The organism is Nitrosospira sp. Nsp11 (genome assembly GCF_900142705.1).
Lineage (GTDB): Bacteria > Pseudomonadota > Gammaproteobacteria > Burkholderiales > Nitrosomonadaceae > Nitrosospira.
The window spans coordinates 331,642-357,310 of sequence record NZ_FRBV01000001.1 but is presented as its reverse complement, the minus strand read 5'-3'; the positions used below and the strand labels follow the sequence as shown (position 1 = coordinate 357,310).

23 protein-coding genes and 1 tRNA gene are annotated in these 25,669 nt (G+C 54.1%); 16 read left to right on the top strand and 8 right to left on the bottom strand.

All coding sequences use genetic code 11. The annotated features are described in order from the left end of the window. Positions 1-72 precede the first annotated feature (72 nt). The 4 genes from BUA28_RS01835 (at position 73) to BUA28_RS01815 (ending at position 2,837) form a co-directional block, all read left to right on the top strand. Positions 73-555 carry an OmpH/Skp family outer membrane protein gene (locus tag BUA28_RS01835; protein ID WP_072766427.1) on the top strand — a complete coding sequence of 161 codons (483 nt, stop codon included), beginning with the start codon at positions 73-75 and terminating at the stop codon, positions 553-555. Between the two features lie 105 nt (positions 556-660). Further along, positions 661-1,116, top strand: a complete 456-nt coding sequence (gene fabZ / locus BUA28_RS01830) for a 3-hydroxyacyl-ACP dehydratase FabZ (RefSeq protein ID WP_072766426.1) — start codon at positions 661-663, stop codon at positions 1,114-1,116. A 431-nt stretch (positions 1,117-1,547) separates the two neighbouring features. Next, a complete protein-coding gene (gene rnhB, locus BUA28_RS01820) occupies positions 1,548-2,138 on the top strand; it encodes a ribonuclease HII (RefSeq protein ID WP_072766663.1) in 591 nt (196 codons plus the stop codon). Positions 2,139-2,357: 219 nt separating this feature from the next. Continuing rightward, positions 2,358-2,837 carry an FKBP-type peptidyl-prolyl cis-trans isomerase gene (locus BUA28_RS01815; RefSeq protein WP_072766424.1) on the top strand — a complete coding sequence of 160 codons (480 nt, stop codon included), beginning with the start codon at positions 2,358-2,360 and terminating at the stop codon, positions 2,835-2,837. A gap of 110 nt (positions 2,838-2,947) precedes the next feature. Here BUA28_RS01815 and mutS read toward each other — a convergent pair whose 3' ends face one another. The 6 genes from mutS to uvrA all read right to left on the bottom strand — a co-directional run bounded on the left by mutS (position 2,948) and on the right by uvrA (position 13,084). Next, the gene (mutS, locus tag BUA28_RS01810) at positions 2,948-5,587 is read right to left on the bottom strand and encodes a DNA mismatch repair protein MutS (RefSeq protein WP_072766423.1); all 2,640 of its coding nucleotides are present in this window, start codon (positions 5,585-5,587) and stop codon (positions 2,948-2,950) included. Between the two features lie 439 nt (positions 5,588-6,026). Then, positions 6,027-6,584 carry an NUDIX domain-containing protein gene (locus BUA28_RS01805; protein WP_072766422.1) on the bottom strand — a complete coding sequence of 186 codons (558 nt, stop codon included), beginning with the start codon at positions 6,582-6,584 and terminating at the stop codon, positions 6,027-6,029. Positions 6,585-6,691: 107 nt separating this feature from the next. Beyond that, the gene (gene phoR / locus BUA28_RS01800) at positions 6,692-8,026 is read right to left on the bottom strand and encodes a phosphate regulon sensor histidine kinase PhoR (protein ID WP_256598199.1); all 1,335 of its coding nucleotides are present in this window, start codon (positions 8,024-8,026) and stop codon (positions 6,692-6,694) included. A 22-nt stretch (positions 8,027-8,048) separates the two neighbouring features. Continuing rightward, entirely contained in the window at positions 8,049-8,753 is a 705-nt protein-coding gene (phoB, locus tag BUA28_RS01795; RefSeq protein ID WP_072766420.1) for a phosphate regulon transcriptional regulator PhoB, read from the bottom strand. A gap of 148 nt (positions 8,754-8,901) precedes the next feature. After that, positions 8,902-10,236 carry a glycerate kinase type-2 family protein gene (locus BUA28_RS01790; protein ID WP_072766419.1) on the bottom strand — a complete coding sequence of 445 codons (1,335 nt, stop codon included), beginning with the start codon at positions 10,234-10,236 and terminating at the stop codon, positions 8,902-8,904. Beyond that, on the bottom strand, positions 10,223-13,084 hold the full coding sequence (gene uvrA / locus BUA28_RS01785; protein WP_072766418.1) for an excinuclease ABC subunit UvrA: 2,862 nt from the start codon (positions 13,082-13,084) through the stop codon (positions 10,223-10,225). Before uvrA ends, BUA28_RS01790 begins: the two co-directional genes overlap by 14 nt. Before the next feature lie 169 nt (positions 13,085-13,253). On the opposite strand from uvrA, the gene BUA28_RS01780 reads away from it, so the two are divergent. From BUA28_RS01780 to rlmD, 9 genes are all read left to right on the top strand, one after another. Then, a complete protein-coding gene (locus tag BUA28_RS01780; protein WP_072766417.1) occupies positions 13,254-14,612 on the top strand; it encodes an MFS transporter in 1,359 nt (452 codons plus the stop codon). Beyond that, positions 14,612-15,076 carry a single-stranded DNA-binding protein gene (gene ssb / locus BUA28_RS01775; RefSeq protein WP_072766416.1) on the top strand — a complete coding sequence of 155 codons (465 nt, stop codon included), beginning with the start codon at positions 14,612-14,614 and terminating at the stop codon, positions 15,074-15,076. Before BUA28_RS01780 ends, ssb begins: the two co-directional genes overlap by 1 nt. 214 nt (positions 15,077-15,290) lie before the next feature. Next, on the top strand, positions 15,291-15,587 hold the full coding sequence (locus BUA28_RS01770; protein WP_072766415.1) for a ComEA family DNA-binding protein: 297 nt from the start codon (positions 15,291-15,293) through the stop codon (positions 15,585-15,587). A gap of 185 nt (positions 15,588-15,772) precedes the next feature. Then, positions 15,773-16,660: a cysteine synthase CysM gene (cysM, locus tag BUA28_RS01765; RefSeq protein WP_072766414.1), complete on the top strand. Its 888-nt coding sequence runs from the start codon at positions 15,773-15,775 to the stop codon at positions 16,658-16,660. A 106-nt stretch (positions 16,661-16,766) separates the two neighbouring features. Continuing rightward, a complete protein-coding gene (locus tag BUA28_RS01760) occupies positions 16,767-18,818 on the top strand; it encodes an intermembrane phospholipid transport YdbH family protein (RefSeq protein WP_072766413.1) in 2,052 nt (683 codons plus the stop codon). A 6-nt stretch (positions 18,819-18,824) separates the two neighbouring features. Beyond that, positions 18,825-19,088, top strand: a complete 264-nt coding sequence (locus tag BUA28_RS01755; RefSeq protein ID WP_072766412.1) for a hypothetical protein — start codon at positions 18,825-18,827, stop codon at positions 19,086-19,088. Between the two features lie 43 nt (positions 19,089-19,131). After that, positions 19,132-19,521, top strand: a complete 390-nt coding sequence (locus BUA28_RS01750) for a YdbL family probable chaperone protein (protein ID WP_371915202.1) — start codon at positions 19,132-19,134, stop codon at positions 19,519-19,521. Positions 19,522-19,590: 69 nt separating this feature from the next. After that, positions 19,591-20,364, top strand: a complete 774-nt coding sequence (locus BUA28_RS01745; protein ID WP_072766411.1) for a 3'-5' exonuclease — start codon at positions 19,591-19,593, stop codon at positions 20,362-20,364. 64 nt (positions 20,365-20,428) lie between these two features. After that, positions 20,429-21,754, top strand: a complete 1,326-nt coding sequence (rlmD, locus tag BUA28_RS01740; protein ID WP_072766410.1) for a 23S rRNA (uracil(1939)-C(5))-methyltransferase RlmD — start codon at positions 20,429-20,431, stop codon at positions 21,752-21,754. 93 nt (positions 21,755-21,847) lie between these two features. Here the strand turns inward: rlmD and BUA28_RS01735 are convergent, their stop codons facing one another. Continuing rightward, entirely contained in the window at positions 21,848-22,543 is a 696-nt protein-coding gene (locus BUA28_RS01735) for a Bax inhibitor-1/YccA family protein (RefSeq protein WP_072766409.1), read from the bottom strand. A 148-nt stretch (positions 22,544-22,691) separates the two neighbouring features. On the opposite strand from BUA28_RS01735, the gene BUA28_RS01730 reads away from it, so the two are divergent. Then, a tRNA-Ser gene (locus BUA28_RS01730) sits at positions 22,692-22,781 on the top strand. A 76-nt stretch (positions 22,782-22,857) separates the two neighbouring features. Here BUA28_RS01730 and BUA28_RS01725 read toward each other — a convergent pair. Beyond that, positions 22,858-23,403: a hypothetical protein gene (locus tag BUA28_RS01725; RefSeq protein WP_143148410.1), complete on the bottom strand. Its 546-nt coding sequence runs from the start codon at positions 23,401-23,403 to the stop codon at positions 22,858-22,860. A 157-nt stretch (positions 23,404-23,560) separates the two neighbouring features. Here BUA28_RS01725 and BUA28_RS01720 point away from each other — a divergent pair, with 157 nt between their 5' ends. Both BUA28_RS01720 and BUA28_RS01715 read left to right on the top strand, forming a co-directional pair. Next, a complete protein-coding gene (locus BUA28_RS01720; RefSeq protein WP_072766407.1) occupies positions 23,561-25,039 on the top strand; it encodes a Wadjet anti-phage system protein JetA family protein in 1,479 nt (492 codons plus the stop codon). Beyond that, positions 25,036-25,665: a DUF4194 domain-containing protein gene (locus BUA28_RS01715; protein ID WP_072766406.1), complete on the top strand. Its 630-nt coding sequence runs from the start codon at positions 25,036-25,038 to the stop codon at positions 25,663-25,665. Before BUA28_RS01720 ends, BUA28_RS01715 begins: the two co-directional genes overlap by 4 nt. Positions 25,666-25,669: the final 4 nt, after the last annotated feature.

Here is a 25,669-nt window from a genome sequence, read left to right as displayed (position 1 = left end):
TAAATGAACAATCCGGAGATAAAATTGAAACAAAAGGTTCTAAGGCTAAGAACTTTAACGGCGGCAGCATGCATGATCCTTGCATCTGCCTGGGGATCGGCGGGCGCCCTTGCGGATGAGATCAAGATAGGTGTTGTCGATACCGAGAGAATTCTAGCCGAATCAGCGCCTGCGGTAAGGGCGCTGAAAAAAATAGAAAAGGAATTCTTGCCACGCGACCATGAAATCAAGAAGCTGGCTTTACAGGCCAAGGCGCTGCAGGACCTTCTTGAAAATGAGGGAAAAACGATGCCAGAAGCGGACCGGCGTAGCAAGGAGCGCGAACTTGCCACCCTTAACCGCGAACTTCAGCGCGCTCAACGGCAAATGCGCGAAGACCTGAGCCTGCGCCAGAACGATGAAGTCGCCACGCTTCAGTTAACCGCCAGTAAAGCCATTCAAATAATCGCGGAGGCAGAAAAGTACGACTTGATATTGCCCTTGCGCGATCTCGTTTACCGCAGTCCACGTGTCGACATCACCGAGAAGGTGATCAAGGCGCTGGCTGACAAGTAAAAAGTAAAAAGCAGGGGCCCTGCCAATTCCACGGCCGAAATACGTGGGACCGGCATTGCTTATCCAAACTGTCATTATTACGGACCCAGGAAAAATTTACGCATCATGGATATTCAGGAAATCTTAAAGTACCTCCCTCATCGCTATCCTTTTTTACTTGTTGATCGCGTTTTAACCTGCGATCCGGGAAAGAGCATCACCGCACTCAAGAACGTGACCATTAACGAGCCGTTCTTCGGTGGTCATTTTCCCCACTATCCAGTGATGCCGGGCGTTCTCATAATCGAAGCACTGGCACAAGCGGCGGCTATCCTGACGCTCAAGACGGCGAATCTGGAAGCCGACGAGAATTCGGTTTACTATTTTGTGGGCATAGATGGCGCCCGCTTCAAGAGGCCGGTAGTGCCGGGGGACCAGCTGATACTCAAGGCCACGATTTTGCGGGAGAGGATTGGAATCTGGAAATATTCTGCCCAGGCGGAAGTGGAAGGCCGGACTGTTGCCGTAGCTGAGTTGATGTGCACAATGCGCCGCAAGGATAATCCTAAATCCGGTAGCTGACCGCTCATTTAACATATCAGTGTCATGATCAATAACAATATCTCAGATTATTTGACGCTCACCTTCCGGGTGAGGTCGCTACGGGAAGAATTGCACAGTTTTTGGGGCACATGGCTGCGTTGCAACTTCTTGGAATGGAACGGCGCCCCGAAGCGTCGCCCGAGGGGCCCCGCGAAGCGGGGATCGGGCAGCGCAGGGGATGCCGCGATCGCGCTCCACACGCAAGGGGGCGCCCGCATCCCGCTTCGGGGTCGCACCTTCCTGCGGAAGGCACTGCTCCGCCCTGCGCGGTCTATTCCGCGTCGTTGCGCCTTGCCCTGCACGCCAAAAGCAGTACACTTCCCCTCGTCCAACTACCGGATTTAGGATAATGGTGCCGAAAATATTTGGGCTGGCCAGCGGCGGGCATTGAGAAAGGGAAGCCGCGAGAAGTGACGGCACGGGAATTCAACTGGGTTTGCGGTGTGGATGAGTCCGGCAGGGGACCGCTGGCGGGGCCGGTATTCGCCGCCTGCGTCATACTCGATCCAGACTATTGCATCGAGGGTCTGGCGGATTCAAAAACGCTAAGCGAAGCAAAGCGCAACAGCCTCACTGTTGCCATTAAAGCACATTCCATAGCCTGGGCCATTGGCTTTGCATCGGTTAAGGAAATCGATCGAATCAATATTCTTCAGGCAAGTTTACTGGCCATGAAACGTGCTGTAGAGAGTCTGTCTCTGGTTCCTTCCAGGGTGTTGGTGGATGGGAACCAGAAACCTCGTCTGCGATGCCCCGTAACCACTATCGTCAGAGGCGATAGTTTGGTACCCGAGATTTCGGCCGCTTCCATTCTGGCAAAGACGGCGCGTGATGCGGAGATGGTGGCGTTACACCAGCGCTTCCCACGTTATGGCTTTGACCAGCATAAGGGGTATTCCACAGAACGACACATTGCAGCCCTGCGAATGCATGGGATATCGGTAGTGCACCGACGCAGCTTTGCGCCAGTCAGAGAATTGATTGGAACCTGTAAAAACTGACGAACCGGATAAGACAGCGCTGAGCATATACAGATTTCCCCGAGACAGAACTTTATTCAATTCATAATTACTAATGCAATTATGGTTGCTCTCGATAAGCCACATTGATAGCATATGCGCATACTTGGGCGCCAGCGGTTTTTCTTGTGAGTAACGCAAGAAACATCGGCGCTCATCTTTATTGCAATAATTAACCTACATTAACTTACGGCCTTTAATATGCGAATCGAAAAAGACAGCGTAGTGTCACTAAACTATAAATTATCTGATCTGGCCGGCAAGATCATGGAAGAACCCGACGCGCCAATCAGCTATCTGCATGGAGGTTATGACGGAATCTTCCCAATGGTGGAAGAAGAATTGCATAGCAAGGAAGTGGGCTATAGTTGCTCCGTTTTGATGGAGCCGGAAAATACTTTTGGTGAATACGATAGCGATTTGGTGCGAGTCGAGCCTCGCGATCTTTTCCCCGACAATGTAACGGTCGGAATGCAGTTTGAAGGAGGCGAAGAAGGTTCCGACGATGCCTTTATCTATACCGTAACCGATATTGCCGAAGACAAGGTGGTAGTAGACGGCAATCACCCATTCGCGGGCGTGACACTGCGCTTCGATTGTACGGTTACCGCAGTACGGCCCGCCACTTCAGAGGAACTGGCTCACGGCCACGTCCATGGTGCCCATGGGCACGAACATTGAAGAGAGGCTCTGGCGAACCCGCAGTATCTCGACGTAAGAAATCGATCAAGACGGGTTATGACAACCAGTTGGCTTGCCTCGTCCGGTTGGTTGTTTCGTCCTTCTCATTCCTAGGGCCGGTCTTTCTCCGCGGCTTTTTTTAGCGCATAGAGTTCTTCCAGCGCTTGCTTCGGGCTTAGCTCGTCCGGAACGATAGCGTGCAGCAGTTTGAGTACGGGGTGTTCGGGCAGGGTTTGGGGGTTTTCTTTTGCGCTGCCCGACGCTGCCGCGAACAAATCCCGTTGTGGGTGTCTGCCAACCGCTTCCTCCTCAAGTTGCGCCAGATATTTTCTTGCTGTTCTGATCACTTGCTCCGGCACGCCGGCCAGCGCAGCCACTTGAAGCCCGTAGCTCTGACTCGCAGCGCCCTCATCGACCGAGTGCAGGAATACAATATGATGCTTGTGTTCCACCGCACGCAGGTGCACGTTGGCGGCCTGCGTAAACTCCTCCGCGAGCCTCGTCAGTTCAAAATAATGAGTTGCAAATAACGTATAACAGCGGTTGTTTTTCAATAGATACCTGGCAATCGCAAAAGCCAGGGCCAAGCCGTCGAAAGTAGAAGTTCCCCGTCCTATCTCATCCATCAACACCAAGCTTTGTGCAGTGGCGTTATGCAGGATATTGGCGGCTTCCGTCATTTCCATCATGAAGGTTGAGCGTCCCCCGGCCAGGTCATCGGAAGCGCCAATGCGAGTGAAGATTTGATCCAGGGGGCCGAAGCGCGCTTTTTTTGCCGGTACATAGCTGCCGCAATGTGCGAGTAACGCAATCAGTGCGACTTGTCGCATATAGGTGGATTTTCCGCCCATGTTGGGACCGGTAATGACGAGCATTTGCCGTGCGGTATCGCCCCAGGCGCCGAGCTGGACATTGTTGGCAATGAAGTTTTCGACCTGTTTTTCCACAACCGGATGACGGCCCGCCTCAATTTCAATAACGGCTTCACTGGTGAAGGTCGGCACGATATAGTCCAGGGCCAGTGCGCGTTCGGCGAAGGCGGCTAATACATCCAGCTCGGCAATACTGCGGGCCACCTGCTGCAAGTGATCGATATACTGCAAAAGCCCTTCCAGCAGCTCATCATATAAAAGCTTTTCCCGTTCCAGCGCACGGTCCTGCGCAGAGAGCGCCTTTTCTTCAAATGCCTTGAGCTCTGGCGTAATATAGCGCTCGGCATTCTTCAGCGTCTGCCTTCTGCGGTAGTCCTCCGGGATCTTCTCGGTGTGCGCGTGCGTCACCTCGATATAAAAACCGTGTAACCGGTTATATTCCACTTTGAGATTTGAAATGCCTGTGCGCGTTTTTTCCCGCGTTTCGAGTTGCAGCAAAAATTCACCGCAATTATTCTGTATGGCGCGAAGCTCATCCAGTTCGGCATCATAGCCATCCGCGATCACACCGCCTACGCGCAGCACCACCTCCGGCTCTTCGCGCAGGGATTCCTGCAGAAGCCCGACAAGCGTCGCATCCGGAGTCATCGATTGCGCCAGCGCGGCAATATGCTTGTCAATGCCGTTCATGGCTTCAGCAATAGCGGCGACTTCAGCGATAGCTGCAATTGCTTCCGGTAAGCGTTTGAGACTATCGCGCAGTCCGGATAAATCTCGTGGACGGGCCGATTTCAGCCCAATGCGAGCGGTGATACGTTCGATGTCTGCGACCCGTTTGAGGCATCCTCGAATGGAAAGGTAGGGCCCTGAGCCCGCTTCTCCGATTAAAAACGACACGCTGTCAAGCCGGTTTTGAATCGCTGCCCGGTCGCGCAGGGGATGATGCAGCCAGTGCCGCAGCATGCGGCTGCCCATATGGGTCGAGCAGGTATCGAACAGGGATAACAAAGTGGGCGATGCACCGCCAAGTATGGTCTCGGAAATTTCAAGATTGCGGCGAGTGACAGCGTCCATGCGCAAATAGGCGTTGTCCCGCTCCACCCGCAATGTCTTGATATGGGCGATATTGTTGCCTTGCGTGAGGCGCGCGTATTCCAGCAGCGCACCGGCCGCGCCCAGCGACGAATGCAGGCCCTCGCAACCGAAACCGGAAAGGTCATGGGTTCCCAATTGGCGCGAGAGAATGCGAACAGCAGCCTCGACGTCGAACTGCCAAAAGGGCAGGCGCTTCAGACAAGTTTTGGATGCACCCGCATCGCTGAGGCCGGTAAGCGCATCCTGCGAATCCGGCAAAAGAATCTCCGCTGGCTTCAGGCGTTCGAGTTCGCCCGCCAGATTATCCGCTGATGTTTCCAATACCCAAAATTGCCCCGCCGCCAGATTGAGCCATGCCAGCCCCAGCGTTGTTTCATGCACGCACAGGGCCAATAAAATACTTTCGCGTTTTTCATCCAGCAACGCCGAATCTGTCAGCGTTCCGGGCGTAATAATCCGCATGACCTGCCGTTCTACCGGACCTTTGGACGTAGCGGGATCGCCGGTCTGTTCACAGATCGCTACCGATTCACCCAGCTTGATGAGTTTTGCCAGGTACTGTTCGGCGGAATGATAAGGCACACCCGCCATCTTTATCGGCTCGCCCGCCGAAGTGCCGCGCCGGGTCAGGGTAATATCGAGCAGCTTGGCCGCTTTTTCCGCATCTTCAAAGAACAGTTCGTAGAAATCCCCCATGCGATAAAACATCAGCATATCGGGATGCTGCGCCTTGATGCGGAGATATTGCTGCATCATGGGGGTATGGCGGGCTAGATTTTCCATCTTTACCTATGGTCCGGCTAGCAAAAAAATCTGAATAAATTGAAATTTGTTACCTAAGTTTTACTTTTATTGATCCAAATGTTTTTTTGTACGCAGAAAATTCCAACTACGCGGCTACTTTTGAGGAGATTGTTCCAGTCCTACGGCGCTATCTTGCGAGCACCAAAACAAGGCTCTGACGGGACGGCGCAGCGTGTAGAACCTCGTTGTTACGTCATCGACTTGGCGAGAACCCACCGCTTGCACCAACTCGTGGCCGAGGGAGAGTGCTGTCCGCGCGCGGCGTTCGCGACCAAAAACCCAATTATACTATTTGCATGGATTGGGCGGGGTTTTTCAACATTCTGTGAGCGAAGAGGACGCAAGCTCATGCGGCGCAACCGGAGGATTAGGTAATTATGGCGGCTTAGCAATCGTGCCTGGCGAATCCAAACCGCATTTACCATGCGCCACTTAGTAGCTTCTCTGCCCAAAACAGGCCGGAAACCGTTTTATTGTCGGATATTTTCCCTGTTTTTACCCACTCCAGTGCCGTCGACAATCCCAAGGTGAACACCTCCAGATGCTCGCCGTCATCCAGGCTTGCGCCCTTGAAGGTAAGGTTTTCCGCGAAGTAATAAATCAACTTCTCGTCCGAATAACCGATACAGGGATGCAAGGTGGCGATATGACGCCAGCTTTCCGCCGTGTAACCTGTTTCTTCCAGCAGTTCCCGTTGAGCGCACCTTAGCGGATCTTCACCGCTATCGATTTTTCCGGCAGGCAGTTCGTAAAACTCCCGCTGCAGGGGGTAGCGATACTGGCGTTCCAGCACCAGCTCGCCATTGTCGAGCAACGGTATGATGACCACTGCGCCGGGATGCCTGATGTATTCGCGTACTGCGACTTTGCCGTCAGGCAGCCGGGCTTGGTCTGCTCGCACATGCAGAAGCTCGCCATCGTACACATTCTCGCTGCTGAGCGTTGTTTCCGTAAGATCGAGGGGTGTTGTGGGCATAACAATGTAAAGCAACCTTGAAAATGAATATTGACGAAAATTCGTGATGGGTTCGTTTCATCCGAAGGGCTGTACGCTTGCCTATAACGCTTGTGGCAGGCGGCGACCTACTCGCTTTCCTGCACGATCAACCTTGCGGATGGGAACCAGGCACTGAAAAGGCTCCCTTTGCCGGGTTCGCTGTCGATCTCAAGTCTCGCCTGATGGCAACTCAGCACATGTTTGACAATGGCGAGACCCAGTCCGGTACCCCCCGTTTCACGCGAACGCCCATGGTCAACCCGATAGAATCGTTCCGTAAGACGCGGGATATGTTGGGGTTCAATGCCCATGCCGCTGTCCTGTACGGAAAATACGCCCTGCCCGTCGCGCATTGCCCAGTTCAAGGAGATATCCCCTCCGGCAGGGGTATAACGGATGGCGTTGCTGATAAGGTTACCGAAAGCGCTACGCAATTCGTCCGTGTTACCCAATAATTTCGTGTCAGTATCGAGATTGAGGCTGATATGGTGGCGTCCGGCACTCAAGGATTGCGCTTCATCATAAAGCTTCCGTAACATTTCGGGGACATCGACGTTCCCCTCCCGGGCCATGTTTTCCGTGTCCTCCAGTCGCGACAGCGTCAACAAGTCTTCCACCAGGCTTTGCATTCGTCTGGTTTGATCGGTCATCAGCGTCAGCGCCCACCTACGTGTTTCAGGATCTGAATGGCCTTCTTCCGACAGTGTTTCGAGAAATCCGCCAACCACCGTCAGCGGTGTCCGTAATTCGTGCGACACATTGGCCACGAAATCCCTGCGCATGGTCTGAATTCTTTCAAAGCGCGTCACATCACGGCTGAGCAGCAGTTTCTGTTTATCACCATAGGGCACTAGCTGTATTGAAAGAGTCAGTCCCTGATGCCGGGACTGTTTGATTATCAGTGGTTCAGAATAGTTTTGGGCGGCAAGGTATTTGGTGAATTGGGTTTGACGCATCAGATGGGTGATATGCTGCCCCGTATCAACACTCGCGTTGATGCCCAGATGTTTCTCTGCTACAGGGTTGCACCATTCGATGCGGTCTATCTCATCCATGATTACCACGCCTTCCGGCATAGCCGAGGTGGCGCGTCGCAGAAGCTCCAGCGCAGAACTGATTTGCCGATGTTTCTGGCTTTGATCACGGGTCAGGCGTGTCAAGCGTGCAAACACGTCCCCCCATTTGCCGAAGCCGGAAGGTAACCTGGATTCTTCGGCCTGGAGCCATTTATCGAGCACCGCCAATTGACGCCAATGATAAATGACCAGCAGCAGCAGCGCGACATTATAGAGGGCTAATGTCGCGAGAGCACCCAGCACCGCCAAGAGTAGCCCGGTTACAACCGTAACCAGGATCAGGTTGGCCGCATGCTCCCGGAAACGCTCCCAGAAACTGGACACGTGAGCTATTTGGAAGAACAAAACTGGATCATTATTCCAGGGATCACCCCATGCTCGCCGTCAGCACCGCGGAAAGCCGATAGCCGGATCCCCTCACTGTCTGCACCAGTCCATCCTTGCTGACTGTCTCCAATGCCTTGCGTAATCGGCGGATATGCACATCCACGGTGCGATCTTCTACAAATACATGATCTCCCCATACTTGATCGAGCAGTTGCGAACGGCTGTATACCCGCTCGGCGTGAGTCATCAGAAAATGCAGCAACCGGAATTCGGTAGGACCCAGCACTACTTCATTACCGTCGGCGGTTACCCGATGAGCAGCCGAGTCCAGGTGTAGTCCACCGATCTCGACCATGTCGTCGGCTGCTTCGGGCGAGCGCCGCCGCAGCACCGCCTTGATTCTCGCGAGCATCTCACGCGGAGAGAAAGGCTTGGTAATGTAATCGTCGGCCCCGATCTCCAGCCCGGCCACCTTATCGCCTTCTTCTGCGCGAGCCGTAAGCATGATGATAGGAATTGTTTTAGTGCGCGCGGTGCGCCGCAGAACGCGGGCGAATTCGATTCCGCTCATCCCCGGCAGCATCCAGTCGAGCAGCACCAGATCCGGTAGCGCATCATTGATTATTTCCATCGCTTCTTCCGCATTTCGTGCGGAAAAAACGTTATGTCTTGCCTGTCGCAAACTATATGAGATTAAATCCTGGATCGCCGGTTCATCTTCAACCACCAGTATTGTCGCTGCCATCGGCACATTCCTTCTATTCGTGATTATTTCTCTTCGATTTTGATTGTCCTTATATTGCGATGATATGTAAACAATATTGCGGTTTCGTGACACTTGCGTCCTCCTCTGCCCGAATGCAAGTGCTTTCCAGCCCTGTCGCGCGCCAGCCTTACAACATCAGGATAACGCGGTAGTCATTGACGTTCGTGCGGGTTGGGCCGGTAACGACCAAATCCCCGAGCTGCTCAAAGAACGTATAAGAATCGTTGCGGGCAAGCAATGTCGATGCGTTGATACCCGCCTGGCTTGCACGGTACAAGGAATCCGGCGTGACAATGGCGCCGGCATTGTTTTCCGTTCCGTCTATGCCGTCCGTATCGCAGGCGAGCGCGTGCATATTCTCTGCACCACCGAGCTCAACGGCAAGAGATAGCAGGAATTCCGTATTTCGTCCGCCACGTCCGCGATGGTTGCTTTGGTCACCATAGGCGCCATTTCGTTTTTTACCTAATGTAACGGTCGTTTCGCCGCCTGAGATTAGCGCTAACGGGGGTCTCCAAGGGTGCCCATATCGGCGGATTTCCCTGAGCAAGGCTGCGAAGACCCTGGCGACATCGCGCGACTCGCCGGTAACGGAATCGCCCAGTATTACAGCGAAAATGCCTTGAGTGCGAAAATATTCCACCGCGGCCAGCAGCGACTCATGCGCGGTAGCGATCACCCGGTTTTCTACGCGATGGAACACCGCATCGCCGGGTTTGGGCGTCTCGCCAAGCTTGCCATTGGCGCCTGCCAGCAATATTTCCGTTACGGCATCGGGTGCCGGGATGCCGTGATACTCGATGATTGCGAGCGCATCCGCGTAGGTTGTGGGGTCCGGTGCGCAGGGGCCGGATGCGACATGCGTTGGATCGTCCCCCGTTACGTCGGAAATTATCAATACCAGTACTTGCGCACGGCTCGAAGCTGCAAGCCTTCCTCCCAAGACAGCGGAAAGATGCTTGCGCACAGTGTTGATCTCTTGAATTGTCGCGCCACAGTGGAGCAGTTCCGAGGTGACGGTTCGGAGATCGCCCAGCGATATACCCGCTACCGGCAGCGATAGCAAACTCGACCCGCCGCCGCTCAGTAAGCAAAGCAGAAAATCATTCGTACCGAGTTTTTTTACTTCCGCCAAAAGATGGCGTGTGGCTTCTTCGCCATGTTCATCGGGTACCGGATGTCCGGCTTCGATAACCTGGATCCGATCGAGCGGCAAGCCGTGACCGTAGCGGGTGAGGACTATGCCATCCAGCGTCGTATCTTCCTGCCAATGTTTTTCCACTGCCAGCGCCATCGCCGCCGCAGCTTTGCCTGCACCCACCACCAGCGTCCGGCCTCGAGGTAATCGGTGCAGCAATGGTGGCGGTAAATGCCGGGGTACTACAAGCAGGGGATCGGCTGCGCTGACTGCGGCATGAAAGCTATTGAGCAGAAGGTTGCGGACATGCTTATGAACGCCCATATCCACGTTGCCGCTGCTGATTATGAGTTGAGGAACTGAGCGCCGTTTTCAGGTAGCGTCCGGTAAAGCTCCTCTCGTCCGCTGCTATTTGCTCCGGCGTCCCCTGGGCAATGATCTCGCCACCGCCTCCGCCGCCTTCGGGGCCGAGATCGATAATCCAGTCGGCGGTTTTGATCACATCCAGGTTATGCTCGATGACGACTACGGTATTGCCATGATCGCGCAAGCGATGCAATACTTTCAGCAATAGATCGATGTCCTGGAAATGCAGGCCTGTAGTGGGCTCGTCCAGAATATAGAGCGTGCGGCCGGTGTCGCGTTTGGAAAGTTCAAGCGACAGCTTTACCCGCTGGGCTTCGCCTCCGGAAAGTGTGGTCGCGGACTGGCCCAGGGTGATATAGCCCAGGCCGACATCCAGCAAGGTTTGCAGCTTGCGTGCCACGACCGGCACGGGACTGAAAAACTCGCGTGCCTGTTCGACCGTCATATGCAGAATTTCATTGATGTTTTTTCCCTTGTACTGGATCTCCAGGGTTTCGCGGTTATAGCGCTTGCCATGGCAGACATCGCATGACACATATATATCCGGCAGAAAATGCATTTCAACCTTGATCATGCCGTCGCCCTGGCAGGCTTCACAGCGCCCGCCCTTGACGTTGAACGAGAATCGCCCGGGCCCATAGCCGCGCTCGCGTGCCTGCGGAACACCGGCGAACAACTCCCGAACCGGCGTGAACAGGCCGGTATAGGTGGCCGGGTTTGAGCGCGGTGTCCGCCCGATGGGGCTCTGGTCCATGCTGATGACCTTGTCGAAAAAGGCCAATCCATCCAGATTCTGATATGGCGCGGGCTCTGCAGTGCTGCCATATAGATGGCGAGCGGTTGCATGGTAAAGTGTTTCGTTGATGAGCGTGGATTTGCCTGAACCGGATACGCCGGTGATGCAGACGAATAATCCTACAGGCAGGTTGAGGTTGACGTTCTTCAGGTTATTGCCCGATGCGCCTTCGATCCTGAGCCAGCGATCGCTTTTTGGTTCGGTGCGTTTTTCCGGCAGTGCGATGGAAAGTTCACCCGAAAGATATTTACCGGTGAGTGAGCTGGAATCCTGTTGAATAGCCTCGGGTGTTCCCTGTGCGATGATCAATCCGCCATGCTCGCCCGCACCCGGGCCCATGTCCACCACATGGTCGGCGGTAAGTATGGCGTCCTGGTCATGTTCCACCACGATGACGCTATTGCCGAGATCGCGCAGGTTCTTGAGCGTTTCCAGCAGGCGTCCGTTGTCCCGTTGATGCAGGCCGATGGACGGCTCATCCAGCACATACATCACGCCGGTCAGGCCTGATCCGATCTGGCTGGCGAGGCGAATGCGCTGGGATTCTCCACCCGACAAAGTGTCGGCGGAACGGTCCAGCGACAAATAATCCAACCCGACATTGTTGAGAAATAATATGCGGCTGGAAATTTCCTTGACGATTCTTTCCGCGATGGCAAATTTGTGCCCCGTCAGTGTTACCTGATCGAAAAAATCCTTCGCCTCCTTCAGTGGCAGCGCGTTGATTTCGTAAATAGCCCGCCCTCCCACGCGGACGTGGCGCGCCTCGCGACGTAGTCGGGTTCCGCCGCATTCGGGGCATATTTGGGAATTGAGGTATTTTGCCAGTTCTTCACGCACGGCAAGCGATTCGGTTTCCTTGTAGCGTCGCTCCAGATTGGGAATAATGCCTTCAAAGGTATGCTTGCGATAGTTGCGTTTACCGCTCTCGTTCAAATACGAGAATGAGATTTTTTCCTTGGCTGATCCGTGCAGAACGATATCCTGCAAATTCTCGCCGAGCTGTTCAAAGGGTACTTCCAGATCAAAATCGTAGTGGTTGGCAAGGCTCGCCAGCAACTGGTAATAAAATTGATTTCGCCGATCCCAGCTCTTGATCGCGCCGGAAGCCAATGACAGATGAGGAAATGCCACCACCCGTTTAGGGTCGAAAAAGGTTATTTTGCCCAGGCCGTCACATTTAGGGCACGCCCCCATGGGGTTGTTAAAGGAAAATAAGCGGGGTTCGAGTTCCGGCAGGGAGTAGCTGCATACCGGACAACTGAACCTGGCCGAAAAAAGGTGCTCATGGCCCGAATCCATTTCCACTGCTAAAGCGCGTCCGTCGGCGTGGCGTAGCGCTGTTTCAAACGATTCCGCCAGTCGCTGCTTGGAATCGGGTGAGACTTTAAGCCTGTCCACCACGACTTCTATTGTGTGCTTTTTATTTTTTTGCAATTTCGGCAGTGTATCGATCTCATGCACTTCACCATCGATTCGTAGCCGCACAAAACCCTGCGCGCGCAGCTCATCGATCAATTCCATTTGCTCGCCCTTGCGCCCTACCACCAGCGGCGCCAGTATCATCAGCTTGGTTTCCGCAGGCAACCGCATGACATGATCGACCATTTGCGAGACGCTTTGCACTGTTAGCGTGATGCCATGATCAGGGCACTGCGGATCGCCCACGCGCGCAAACAGCAGGCGCATGTAATCATGTATTTCGGTAACGGTGCCGACGGTGGAACGCGGGTTATGCGAAGTCGCTTTTTGCTCTATGGCTATGGCAGGAGACAGCCCTTCTATCAGATCGACGTCGGGTTTTTCCATCAATTGCAGAAACTGGCGCGCATACGCCGAGAGCGATTCCACATAGCGCCGCTGGCCTTCCGCATACAGGGTGTCAAACGCGAGCGAAGACTTGCCGGACCCTGACAAGCCGGTAATGACGATCAGCTTGTTTCGCGGCAAATCAAGACTGATGTTTTTGAGATTGTGCGTGCGCGCACCGCGAATTTTTATAAGTTCCATCGACTGCTTCCATTTGGCTGCTCATAGACTACCTGCGACGACATGTTACGTGAACTATCCGTAACATCCTCAGCCGAGGCTATCTGAGTGCCGGTCAAACCTGTTAATATACGCAACTTTCCGCGTTTCCCCAATCTGATTCATGTCCTCCTCATTACCTCCCGATAAAATGTCGCCGATAGAGCTGCGCGCTACAGCCGGCCTGGCGGGAATTTACGGGTTGCGCATGTTGGGGATGTTCATCATTCTGCCGGTATTCGCGTTCTATGCCGAGCATCTCCCTGGCGGCGTCAGCTATACGCTGGTAGGTATCGCGCTTGGCGCATATGGGCTGACTCAGGCCATACTGCAAATTCCGTTTGGCTGGCTGTCCGACCGTATCGGCCGCAAGCCTGTCATTTACATCGGATTGATCCTGTTCGCAATCGGCAGTTTTGTTGCTGCATCCGCCACCGATATTTACGTGGTGATCCTTGGGCGCGTCATCCAGGGTGCGGGGGCGATTTCCGCGGCTGTGATGGCGCTTGCCGCCGACCTTACCCGTGAAGAGCACCGGACCAAGGCAATGGCCGCGATCGGCATGACCATAGGTGCGACCTTTGCACTCTCGCTGATTATTGCGCCAGCACTAAATAATGTGATCGGTGTGCCGGGAATTTTTGCCATGACCGGCGTGCTGGCACTACTGGCGATGGTGGTTGTTTTCAAAATCATTCCCGATCCGGTAGTCAGCCGCTTCCATTCCGATACCGAAGCATCCGCCGGACGTTTCCGGAATGTGTTGCGCAACCCGCAACTGCTGCGCCTGGATTTCGGTGTGTTTGCATTGCACGCGACATTGATGGCGCTGTGGCTGGTAGTGCCGTTGTCGTTACGAACAACCGGACTGGCGGCGGACAACCACTGGCAGGTATATTTGCCGGTACTGCTCCTTTCCATGGTATTGATTGTTCCGGCGATCATTTATGGTGAAAAGAAGGCGAAGCTCAAACAGATATTCGTCATTTCGATAGCTGTATTGCTTGCCAGCCAGGTAATGCTGGCCTATGCATTCGATTCGCTATGGGGAACGACCTTGGCGTTGCTGGTGTTCTTCACCGCCTTCAACCTTCTGGAAGCGACTCTCCCCTCGCTCATTTCCAAGATTGCGCCGGTAGGTGCGAAAGGCACAGCCATAGGCGTCTATAGCAGTGTCCAGTTTCTTGGCGCATTTGTGGGCGCAACCGTGGGTGGCTATTTGTATCAGCATTATGGAGCCTCTGCACTCTATGCGTTTTGCGGAGCCCTACTGACATTATGGCTTATTTTTGCCATTACAATGAAAGCCCCTGCCGCTGTGCGTACCAGAATGTACCACGTGCAAGAGATGGATACAGGCAGGGCCAGCGGCCTATCCCGCCAGCTGGCGGCGCTGCCCGGCGTGCATGAGGCGCTGGTGCTGGCGAGCGAAGGCGTGGCCTACCTGAAAGTGGATATGAGAGGTTTCGACGAAGAAGGCGTTGTTCAATTATTGGGGGGAGAAGCGTAATGGCATCAGTCAACAAGGTAATACTCATTGGCAATCTCGGCAAAGACCCTGAGACGCGTTATATGCCAAATGGCGACGCGGTGACCAATATCACTTTGGCAACCACGGAAAATTGGAAGGATAAAAACGGCGAAAAACAGGAAAAAACTGAATGGCATCGCGTCACCTTTTATCGCAAGCTTGCTGAAATCGCCGGCGAATACCTGAAAAAAGGCCGTCCCGTGTACGTCGAAGGACGGTTGGAAACGCGCAAATGGACCGATAAGGCGGGTGTTGAGCGCTATACCACCGACATCATCGCCAGCGATATGAAGATGCTCGGCAGCAAACCCGGCAGCGCTGGTTTCGATTCGGATAGGGAAGGGCGGGACGAAAGCAACTTTGCGCCGAGTTCGTCGGGGAGTAAAGCACCTGCTAAAAGCAGCAGTGGATTTGATGATATGGATGATGATATTCCGTTTTAATATTACATCGATCATTCTGAGGGCTAAAATTCTCTTTCGAACTGAACAGGAATTTTTTTATTTAACATGCTCATTTCTGATATTCATTTTGCCGTTATAGAGGAATCTGCCTTACCGGTATTGTTAATAGTTTTGCCTTCCCAGCGATCAAATTCTTACTGAGAAAAACAGTGCGGGGCCAGCCTCTAACCTGACCCTTCCCAAGGGAAATTTAATGAGAAAATTTCTGACAATTGTTTTGGTTACGCTGTTCGCGTTTACCGGCGCTACCTACGCGGCCGTCAACATCAATACCGCAACCCAGGCCGAGCTTGAAACGCTTCAGGGAATCGGCCCGGCCAAAGCCAAGGCCATCATCGATCATCGCAAGAAGAATGGATCTTTCAAGTCGGCTGATGACCTGGAAAAGGTCAACGGCATCGGCCCTGCTACGCTGAAGCGGTTGCGCAAGGACATAGCAGTGGGTGGCGCTACTACGGTTAAGAAAGAAAATAAACCCACGCTGAAGTAAACAACAACTCTTATTGATTAAATGATCCGGTTGAACGGGTGGAGGCTTTAGCCGCAACTCATCGTATCATTGGTTGATGGGTTACGCTTCGCTTCACCCATCCTACTACTACTATCCTATCTGTAGCGTCGCGCTAGCCGGAACGTGTGCGATAATCCGGCAATCTTTTTGCAAATTGCGTCGTCATGTACAAAACCATAGAAGATTTTGTCGGCAACACGCCCCTGGTAAAACTCAAGCGCCTGCCGGGGAATACCAGCAATGTTGTTCTCGTCAAGCTGGAGGGTAACAATCCCGCCGGTTCAGTGAAAGATCGTCCGGCGTTATCGATGATTACGCATGCGCAACAGCGCGGTGATATCAAGCCGGGCGATACGTTGATAGAAGCAACTAGCGGTAACACCGGCATTGCTCTGGCGATGGCGGCCGCGATAATGGGTTACCGCATGGTGCTGGTAATGCCGGAACACCTCAGCATTGAACGGCGGCAATCGATGAAGGCGTTCGGTGCGGAAATCGTGCTGACCTCAAAGGAGGGCAGCATGGAAGAAGCGCGCGATGTGGCCGAGCGCATGTGTGATGAGGGGCGCGGTGTCATCCTTGATCAGTTTGCCAGCCCTGATAATCCACGAGCGCATTATGAAGGCACCGCTCCCGAGATCTGGCGAGATACCGGCGGTAAGATTACCCATCTGGTGAGCAGCATGGGTACCACCGGTACCATCATGGGTTGCTCTCGATATTTCAAGGAAAAGAACCCGGAGATTCAGATCATCGGCGTGCAGCCGGAAGAAGGTTCCCAGATTCCGGGCATCCGCAAATGGCCGGAAGCGTATCTGCCGAAAATCTATGATGCAAAGCGGGTAGATCGCATCGTGCTGGTTTCCCAGGCTGAAGCCGAGGAGATGACCCGGCGGCTGGCGAGTGAGGAAGGGATTTTCGCGGGGATTTCATCAGGAGGTGCGCTGGCGGCGGCACTCAGGATTTCTGCAGAAGCCGAGAACGCGACAATTGTTTCGATTGTTTGCGACCGCGGTGATCGCTATCTTTCCACAGGTGTTTTTCCCGCCTGAGTATCGTAAACCCATGCGCGTTATGCGGCCGAGGACGTTATGTAGCCGGCCTGCAACCCGGCGTACAATATGCGGTACACGTAAGCCGTGATTGGCCGGATGAATAATGATAAAGCTGTTCGTCATAATATTGCCAGCATTATTCATTGGTACCTTATCCGCATATGCCGGTCCTTTAATTACCCTTTCCGCCGATGATGTTCATAGTCCTTTTTTAAATGCGAAAGGCGTTCAGGTCAGCGTGACTGGCCCGCAAGCATCATTGCTGGAAGTAAGGTTGGACGAGGTCGCGATACAGGGAAAAGTCTGGCGCGATTTGCATTTTTCGTGCCACAAATTTCAGGTTGCGAATGACTGGATTCGCTGTGAGGATGGCTTGCTAAAGCTGTCCCGATCGGCGCCGCTACCTGTATCGTTTGATTTCTCTTCCCGCAATAAAACGCTGGACATAAAAATCAAGACTGCTTCTGGAGGAGCCGCTGCGGGCTGGAGACTATCCGCGCAGTGGGGAAAGCCGGCTTGGGAAGCCATGCTGACCATAACAAACGGAGAGGCAGCGCGTATTGCCGAATTTTTGCCAGAGGCAGAACAGAACTTGTTGCCGGTGCCTGCAAAGGGAAACATGAACGGCACGATCAAGCTGCGCGGCGCTGCCGGCGGGCTTGCTGGAATTGAAGCGCATCTGGCGGTGGATGGACTGGCGTTCAGTGACGCCAGCGGGTTGCATGCCGGTGAGAATATCAGCGTCGAAGTTAACGCGATGGCTAGGCGCGACGAGGACAAGCAAGGAAATTCATGGTTGTGGCACGTTGATGTGGATTGGCCGAGTGGCGAAGTATTCTGGCAACCGGTTTATTTTGCCGCGCAAGGCCATCGTTTTAGCGCCAGCGGCCAACTGGATGAAAACACCATACGATTGCGCGAGGGAAAGCTTGTACTTTCGAATATCGGGGAGGTGAATTTATCGGGATTGATTGACCGGCCAGGAAACACGCTGCGCGATTTCGATTTGAGCGCCGACAATCTCGAGTTGTCCACCTTGTTCAGTCAAGTGCTGAAGCCGTTTCTTGTCAATACCGCCATCGCTGAGCTAGAGGCTGCCGGACAGGCGGGGCTGCAGTGGCGTTACCGGGATGGCGCCCATGAATTCCTCCATGTCGATTTGCGCAATGCCTCGGTGGAAGACGGGCATGGGCGCTTTGCATTTCGCGGCGTCGACGCCAGTATTCCCTGGCAAGCGCCAGGGAATCAGGGGAGTGTGAAACCGACAAAAGCGACTATTCGTATCCAGAGCAGCCAGTTGGGGAAGATACCCATAGGCCAGGTTGACATTCCCCTGGAGATTGATGGGTCGAATCTTCGCATCCCGCGCTTGACCTTGCCTGTGCTTGACGGTGAGCTTACGCTCAAAAATTTCAGCGCATCGCGGCAGGCTCAGGGCTGGGTATGGCAATTCAGCGGCGGGCTTTCGCCCGTATCGATGCAAAAACTGACTGAAGCTTTGGGAACCCAGCCAATGAAGGGCACCCTGTCCGGTGAGATACCCAGGGTGAGTTACAATGGCGCAACCGTCGTGGTGGATGGTGCGCTCCTTTTCAGGATATTCGATGGCACCATAGAGCTGGGGAATTTGAAGCTGCTGGATCCGTTGGGGCCTGCGCCATCCCTTTTGGCGGACCTCGATATGCGCAATCTCGATCTGAACCTGCTGACCGGCACGTTTTCGTTCGGCAACATGCAGGGGCGCATTGATGCCGCCGTCCATGGCCTCGAACTCTTCAATTGGAAGCCGGTAAAGTTTGATGCCAGCCTTGTGAGCAGTCCCGGCAGTTATCCGCGTCGCATCAGCCAGGCTGCGGTGCAGAATATCTCCTCTCTTGGAGGATCGGGAGCGGCTGCCGCGATCCAGCGCAGTATTCTGGGCATTTTCGAGCAGTTCGGCTATTCGGAGATAGGCTGGAGCTGCTCATTACGCAGCGGGATTTGTCACATGGGCGGGATAGAGTCGGAGCCGCTGCCGCATGGCTATCTCATCGTCAAGGGCGGCGGAATCCCGGCCATTACAGTGATAGGCTATAATCGTGAAGTGGATTGGTGGGAGCTGGTGAACCGTCTGCAACGGATCACCCAGGTAGAAACCAAACCCGTTATTCAGTAGGGGAATATGAAGAATTCTTATTTTTACGCAAGCTTGCTGACGCTGGCGTTGCTGTCCGGTTGCGTCACTATCAACATTTATTTCCCCGCTGCCGCTGCTGAAAAAGCAGCGGACAAGATAATAGAGGAAGTGTGGCAACTTAAAAAACCCGAGGACGGCGCACAGGGCACACCGGGCACACCGGGTATGGATGGCCCCATACCTTCTCAACCCATCCCGCAACCGGGACAACCGATGCAGCCCACGCAACCCATGCAGCCCCAAAATTAAGGTGACTACCATGCGTAATCCTGTCTACCGCTTTATATTTCTGATGCTGCTGTTTTCGGTGTCGAGTCCTGGTTATACGCAAGCCAATATCGAAATCGATACACCCGCAATTTCCAGCCTCAGGCAAAGCATGCAGCAGCGCCACAGCCAGCTCCAGCCTTATTATGAAAGGGGAGCGGTAGGGCTTACACGAGATGGTCTTGTCGCCATGCGTGATGCCAATGCACTGCCATTGGCGGCGCGCCAGCCGGTCAATGCCTTGATCGCGGCCGAAAACCAGGACAGAAATGCGTTGTACCGCGAAATCGCCCGAGCCAACAGCCATCCCGAGTGGGAAGCCGATATTCGCGCTACTTTCGGTCAGCGCTGGATCGATCTGGCCAGGCCGGGGTGGTGGTATCAAGCGGCAAACGGCTCCTGGGTCAGAAAGTAACGCTATATGACGCAAGCCTTGTAGATTACACCTTCCAAGCTCCAAAATTCGCTTGAGATCTTCTTAGCATTGATACCCGTACTGGTTTTTGACATCGAGACCGTTCCCGATACCGAGGGATTACGCAGGCTTTACAATCTGCCCCCGGAGGTTGCGCCGGCAGGTATTGCCGACATGGCGTTTCAAGTGCGCCGTCAGGCCGTCGGCAACGATTTCCTGCAATTGCATGTGCAGAAGGTCGTGGCAATTTCATGCGTATTGCGGGATAAAAATGATTTTCGCGTGTGGTCGTTAGGAACTCCCGCAGATTCGGAATCCGAACTCATCCGCCGTTTTTTCGAAGGGCTGGACAAATACAGTCCCCAACTGGTTTCCTGGAATGGCGGTGGCTTCGACTTGCCGGTACTCCATTATCGCAGCCTGATTCATGGTTTGCAGGCGCGCCGTTATTGGGATATGGGCGAGGATGACCGCGATTTCAAATGGAATAATTACCTTAGCCGTTACCATACTCGCCATCTCGATTTGATGGATATGCTCGCCCTATATCAGCCGCGCGCAAATGTACCGCTGGATGAGTTGGCTAAGCTGATGGGTTTTCCCGGAAAACTGGGAATGGACGGTTCCCAGGTCTGGAATGCATTCCAGAATGGTGAGATTGCCGCAATTCGCGATTATTGCGAAACCGATGTGGTGAACACGTATCTCGTGTTTTTACGATTCCAGCTCATGCGTGGTATCTTTGATAACGAACAGTATCAGCGCGAATGCGAACTGGTGCGTTTTACCTTGAGCAAATCTTCCGAACCCCACTGGCAGGAATTCCTGGGGCAGTGGGCATAGCGAACATTACGCCTATTCTTTCTCATCCTCTCGCCATTACGGGACTCATCCCGCACCGCACAATATGATTGCGCCTGTCACCATAGAATCCCTGGATCAGGAAGGGCGTGGGGTCGCCCACTCAGAAGGCAAGGTCATCTTTATCGAAGGTGCATTGCCGGGAGAAGTGGTTACCTATAACTCCTATCGCAAGAAACAAAGCTTTGAAATGGCGCAGGCGGGACAGATACTCAAGCCGGGCTTTGGTCGAGTGGCGCCGCAATGCAGTTACTTTGCAATATGCGGCGGATGCAGCCTGCAACATATGGATGCGCGCGCCCAAGTGGCGGCGAAGCAGCGCGTTCTTGAAGATAATCTCAAGCATATCGGCAAGGTCGAGGCCGAATTGATACTGCCGGCGATCTATGGCGCAGCCTGGGGCTATCGCCATCGCGCGCGGCTGTCCGTGCGCTATGTCGCCAAAAAAGGTGGGGTCCTGGTAGGTTTTCATGAGAAGCGCAGCAGCTTCGTTGTCGATATGCGCGCTTGCGAAATCGTGCCATCACGCATTTCCCGGCTCATCATTCCATTGAGAGAGTTGGTATGCAGCTTGTCTGTCCGTCAGCATATCCCGCAGATCGAGGTATCATTGGGTGAAAATGTGGATGTGCTGGTGTTGCGCATCCTGAAGCCGTTGATCGATCAAGATGAAATGTTGCTTCAGGCTTTCGCCGATCAGCATCATATCCAGTTCTTCTTGCAGCCCGGCGGGCCTCAAACAGCCTATCCTTTTTACCCGAAGAACGCGGCGGAATTGAACTATACGCTGCCCGAGTTCGATATCGTCATGCCGTTTCATCCTACCGAATTTACCCAGGTAAATCCCGCCATGAACCGGGTACTGGTACGGCGCGCCCTGAACCTGCTGGATCCTCAGCCTGGGGAACGCATTGCGGATTTATTCTGCGGGTTGGGAAACTTTGCGTTACCGATTGCCAAGCGTGGTGCGCAGGTCGCGGGTTTTGAGGGCAGCGCGGCCGTGGTGCGCCGCGCCGACGAAAATGCGGAGCGCAACGGGCTTGCGCTCAATACGCAATTCATCGAAACCAATCTGTTTGAAATAGATGAAGCCTGGATGCGAGCGCAGGGGTATTTCGACAAAATGCTGATCGATCCGCCGCGCGAAGGGGCCTTCGCTGCGGTTACTTCCTTGGGAAAAGAACAAGCAGCGCCCCGGCGTATCGTTTACGTATCCTGCAACCCGGCTACGTTGGCTCGCGATGCAGCGGTGCTGGTGCATTGCAACGGGTATGTATTAAAAGCGGCAGGTGTCGTAAATATGTTCCCGCATACCGCGCATGTCGAATCCATCGCGTTGTTCGAGAAAGATGCCGCTGAGCCACGGCTGTAAAATAGCACGGTTTTGAAACGGAAATGGCGCGGAAATGAAAAAGGGCGACTGTTACCAGCCGCCCTTTTTCATGTACCGGAATATTTTCGAGTGCTAGTCTCTTTCACCTGAGAAAGCCAGGAGCAGATGCAACAGGCTGGTGAAGAGGTTATAGAGGCTTAGATAAATGCCCATCGTTGCCATCACGTAATTTGTTTCCCCACCGTTAACAATACGGCTTACGTCGAACAGGATGAAGCCGGAAAACAGCAGCACCGCAACTGCCGAAATGGCAAGCGAGGCAGCCGGCATGGCAAAGAACAGATTAGCAACGGAAGCGAGGATTAGCAGCACAAGTCCCACAAACAGGAAATTCCGCATGAAGCCGAAATCCTTCTTGGTCACCGTAGCGATCGTGGCCAGCGTGAAAAAGATTATGCCCGTTCCAGCGGCAGCAGTTCCTATCAGTTGCGCGCCGTTCTTGAAATGAAGCGCGTATTGCAGCATGGGGCCTAGCCACCAGCCTGCTACGAAGGTAAACGCAAACAGCAATGCGATCCCCATCGGGCTGTTTCGAGTCGCGCTGACACCAAACAGCAGACCCATCATTACCGCCAGCATCACCAACGGCCCAACAATGGGCGCTTGTGCGAGAAACGCGAAATTGGTGCTCATCCCGATCGACGCACCGATCAGCGTCGGGATCATGGTCAAGCCAAGCATCCAGTAAGTATTGCGCAAGACCTTGTTGCGAACGGCGGAAAGCCCCGTTTGCGCGGCCGAGCCGGAATATCGTAGTTCAGGTTGCATAACGTCTCCTTGGTTGACGAACTATACAGCACATAAGACTACTCATGTTCAGTAAAAGTTGCAATCCTATCCTTCCGATGGGCTTGCCTTTTCCTGCGTGACGGCTGGCAAAATCAAGCTTAAAAAGGTATTATTCTGGCCCAACGCTGGAGGCGTGGCCGAGCGGTTTAAGGCAGCAGTCTTGAAAACTGCCGTAGGGGCAACTCTACCGTGAGTTCGAATCTCACCGCCTCCGCCATTTTGTTTCAAATGCGAACTCAAATCGCGTTTTGCGCAACTTCCTGAAACCAAGCCAGTTGCATGAAGGTCTAAATTTACCGTATACCAGCGAGTTCGTATCGTATTTGGATATTCCAAGTCTGTGAATCGGCAGGAAGCAGCTCCTTTTCCGGGTTAAGGCGGTTAGCTCGAATCTGCTGCAACAAGAGGTGAAGCAACTTCCGTTGGTCGTCGAAGGGTAGCACTTTCACGGCTTGTTCAAAGGTTAACAAAGCATTGGCGATGACCTTCTCGTTCGTCACGACACGCTCACGATAGGCGATGTCGATTTTGACTCTCTCGATCTCCTGCTCCAGTTCGTTTTTTTGTTTGGCCAGATTCTCGGCGGCTGCCAACATTTCCTGTCCGAAATGTTCGGAATCGGTCTTGCGGACGAGCTTGAGGTAGCGCTGGAACTTCTCGCTTAACTCGGTATGACGACGCTGGAATTGAGTCAACTTCGATTTGAGAGGGCGCAGCGATTTGTTCTTCTCTTCATTAGAGGCAGTGATGGCAGCTTTGATGACATCCGTGTGTCGCCCGATTTCTCCGATGATCTGTAGGACGCAATCGTCCATTGCTCGTGCCGGAATATTCAGCAATGTGCAAGTAGCACCTATGCCGTCCTTGCTGACGTTGTTGCAGGCGTAGTAAAGGTAAGTCAACAGAAGGTTGCGTGAATGGCATAATATGCAATATTGTTAATCTTTCGGATAAATCAATATACGTGGAGAAATTACTCTGATTTTCAGAGACTCTATGGTCAACCCTCCTCTCAGTCATCGTTTACTCAGCTCAGTTCCGAGGGGTTTTTTTCGGCCGCTTTCACGTCGCTCTGCTGGCGTTTATATCGACTGTGCAGATCGCATTGCCGATGCAGCGGGTGATGCTGGAAGCATTCCTCAAACGGATGTCATTGCGCTGGTTCGAGAGGTCTTAGCCGCTCATCCTGAGATTCAGCTTGCTGAAGATGAGGGAGCGTTCCTACGGGATACCCGGCAGCGCGCAGGCCAGATATTTAACCGCCTCTGCGAAGCGGGTTGGGTGGAAGATCAGCAATTGGGGTTGCACGAGCGATTGGTCTTGGTATCGCCCGGGCTGCGCCAATTACTCCGCTTGTTGAGAGAACTGGCGGAAGAGGAAATCGCAGAACTCATCACGTTCGCAGATACTGTTCGCGGTGTCTGCGAGACTCTGGAACGGGAGGAAGCGCTGGATGCCCTGATACGAACGCCAGATGAGCTCCGCGCCACGGTCACTGATCTCAATGCACGTTTGGAGAGCGCCGTAATCCAGCTTCACGGCGTTGAGAAGCTGATCTCCATCTTCGACGAACGGCAGCGGGCCAGCAAGTCTCCCGCAGAAACGTTACGGCTGCTCTATGAGGAGTTCGGCTCCGGGCAGCATATGGTCTGCTACGATGCACTTCGTAGAAACGGTCTGCTTCCGCGCCTGCAAGCTGTGCGCGGAAAAGTGGCCAAAGTGCGGGACCTTCCTATGGCCAAGGAGCGCTTAGCAGAAGGACTCTCGGCGCACTACGGCTGGCTGGTGGAGGAATCCTACTTGCGGGCGGATACGGCCCTGCGCGATCTAGAGCACGGTCTAGCGTCTATCCGCCTCGTTGCGGATGCCATCGATTCCCGCATGGCCAGCTTCAACCGTCTCTCTCAGCAGCGCTATACCTACCAAACGGAACTGCGCGGTCGCCGCCCGGAGATCGTGAAATCCTACTGCGATGCTGTTAATGCCCTCCACCTCGGCTGCAAGATCGGCACGCTGCGGGATGAGGAGCCGGACTACACTCCGCTGGTGCCCGAGGTCCGCTTTTTCTACGGGATCGAATCGCTCGCTCGTGCCCGCCGTGGCCGTGCCGCTGCCAATCTTACCTTCAGTCTGGCAGAAGAGCATGCCGATGACGCAGAGGCCGATCTCGCGGCGCTCAAGGAGCGGCAACGTCTAGCACTGACTCCGCAGAGAGCGGCCCGCCTCGTTGCGCGTCTTATGGATAAGGTGGCCGTTACCGCTGGCACGGACAATGTGGTTTCTGCCTCGATCGATGACCTTCTGGATCTGCTGGCTACCGCGGCTTACGAGCAGGCCACTATGCCGGACGGTCGCGTGGTACGCTGGGAGGTCGACGGCCCACGCCGCCAAGACGGGCTGGAGGTGACCGCGATCCCGCGGGACAAGCAATTTGACTGGCACATTGAGCGTTTCACCATTACCCGCTACGCATGAGTGATTCTGATCCCCATTGGCCTCGTTTCTGGCCAGATGTTCCTGAGGCTGACCGCGCTCCTCTGCGGGAAGTTCTGGCCGAGCTTCTCGGGCGGGGCACCTTGCTGGGCACGGAAGGCAGCGGGCGAGATCTCTTCCTGCTGGCTCGAGATCACTATCAGGCCCACATCACGGACTACCTCGCTCCACTGGGGCTGGAACTCATCGTGGATGACGATTTTTCTCTGCTCCAGGCGCGGCCGCGGCCGGAAGTCTGCCTGCTACTGGCCCAGTTCACAAAGGACGAAACGCTGCTGTTGCTCGTGCTATGGCGCGCCTGGGATGACCATCGCAATACTCGCGCCGAGCAAACAGTGGTGCTCACGGTGGACGATCTCTGGCAGCGCTTCAAAGCGACCTTTGAGAACATTGAGCCGCCGGAAAAAACGCAATTGGAGCAGCTTCTCGCACGGATGAAGCGCAACCGCCTAATCCGCACCTATCGTAATGACCCGACTGCACCCATTGGCGAAATGCAGATTGAAATCCTGCCCAGTCTAGCCCGCACGATTCCTTTTGACTCTATTGAGACCTGGCTGACCCGGGTCGCGGTTTATCAGCCTGCATTGATCGAAACTCCTAACTGATTAT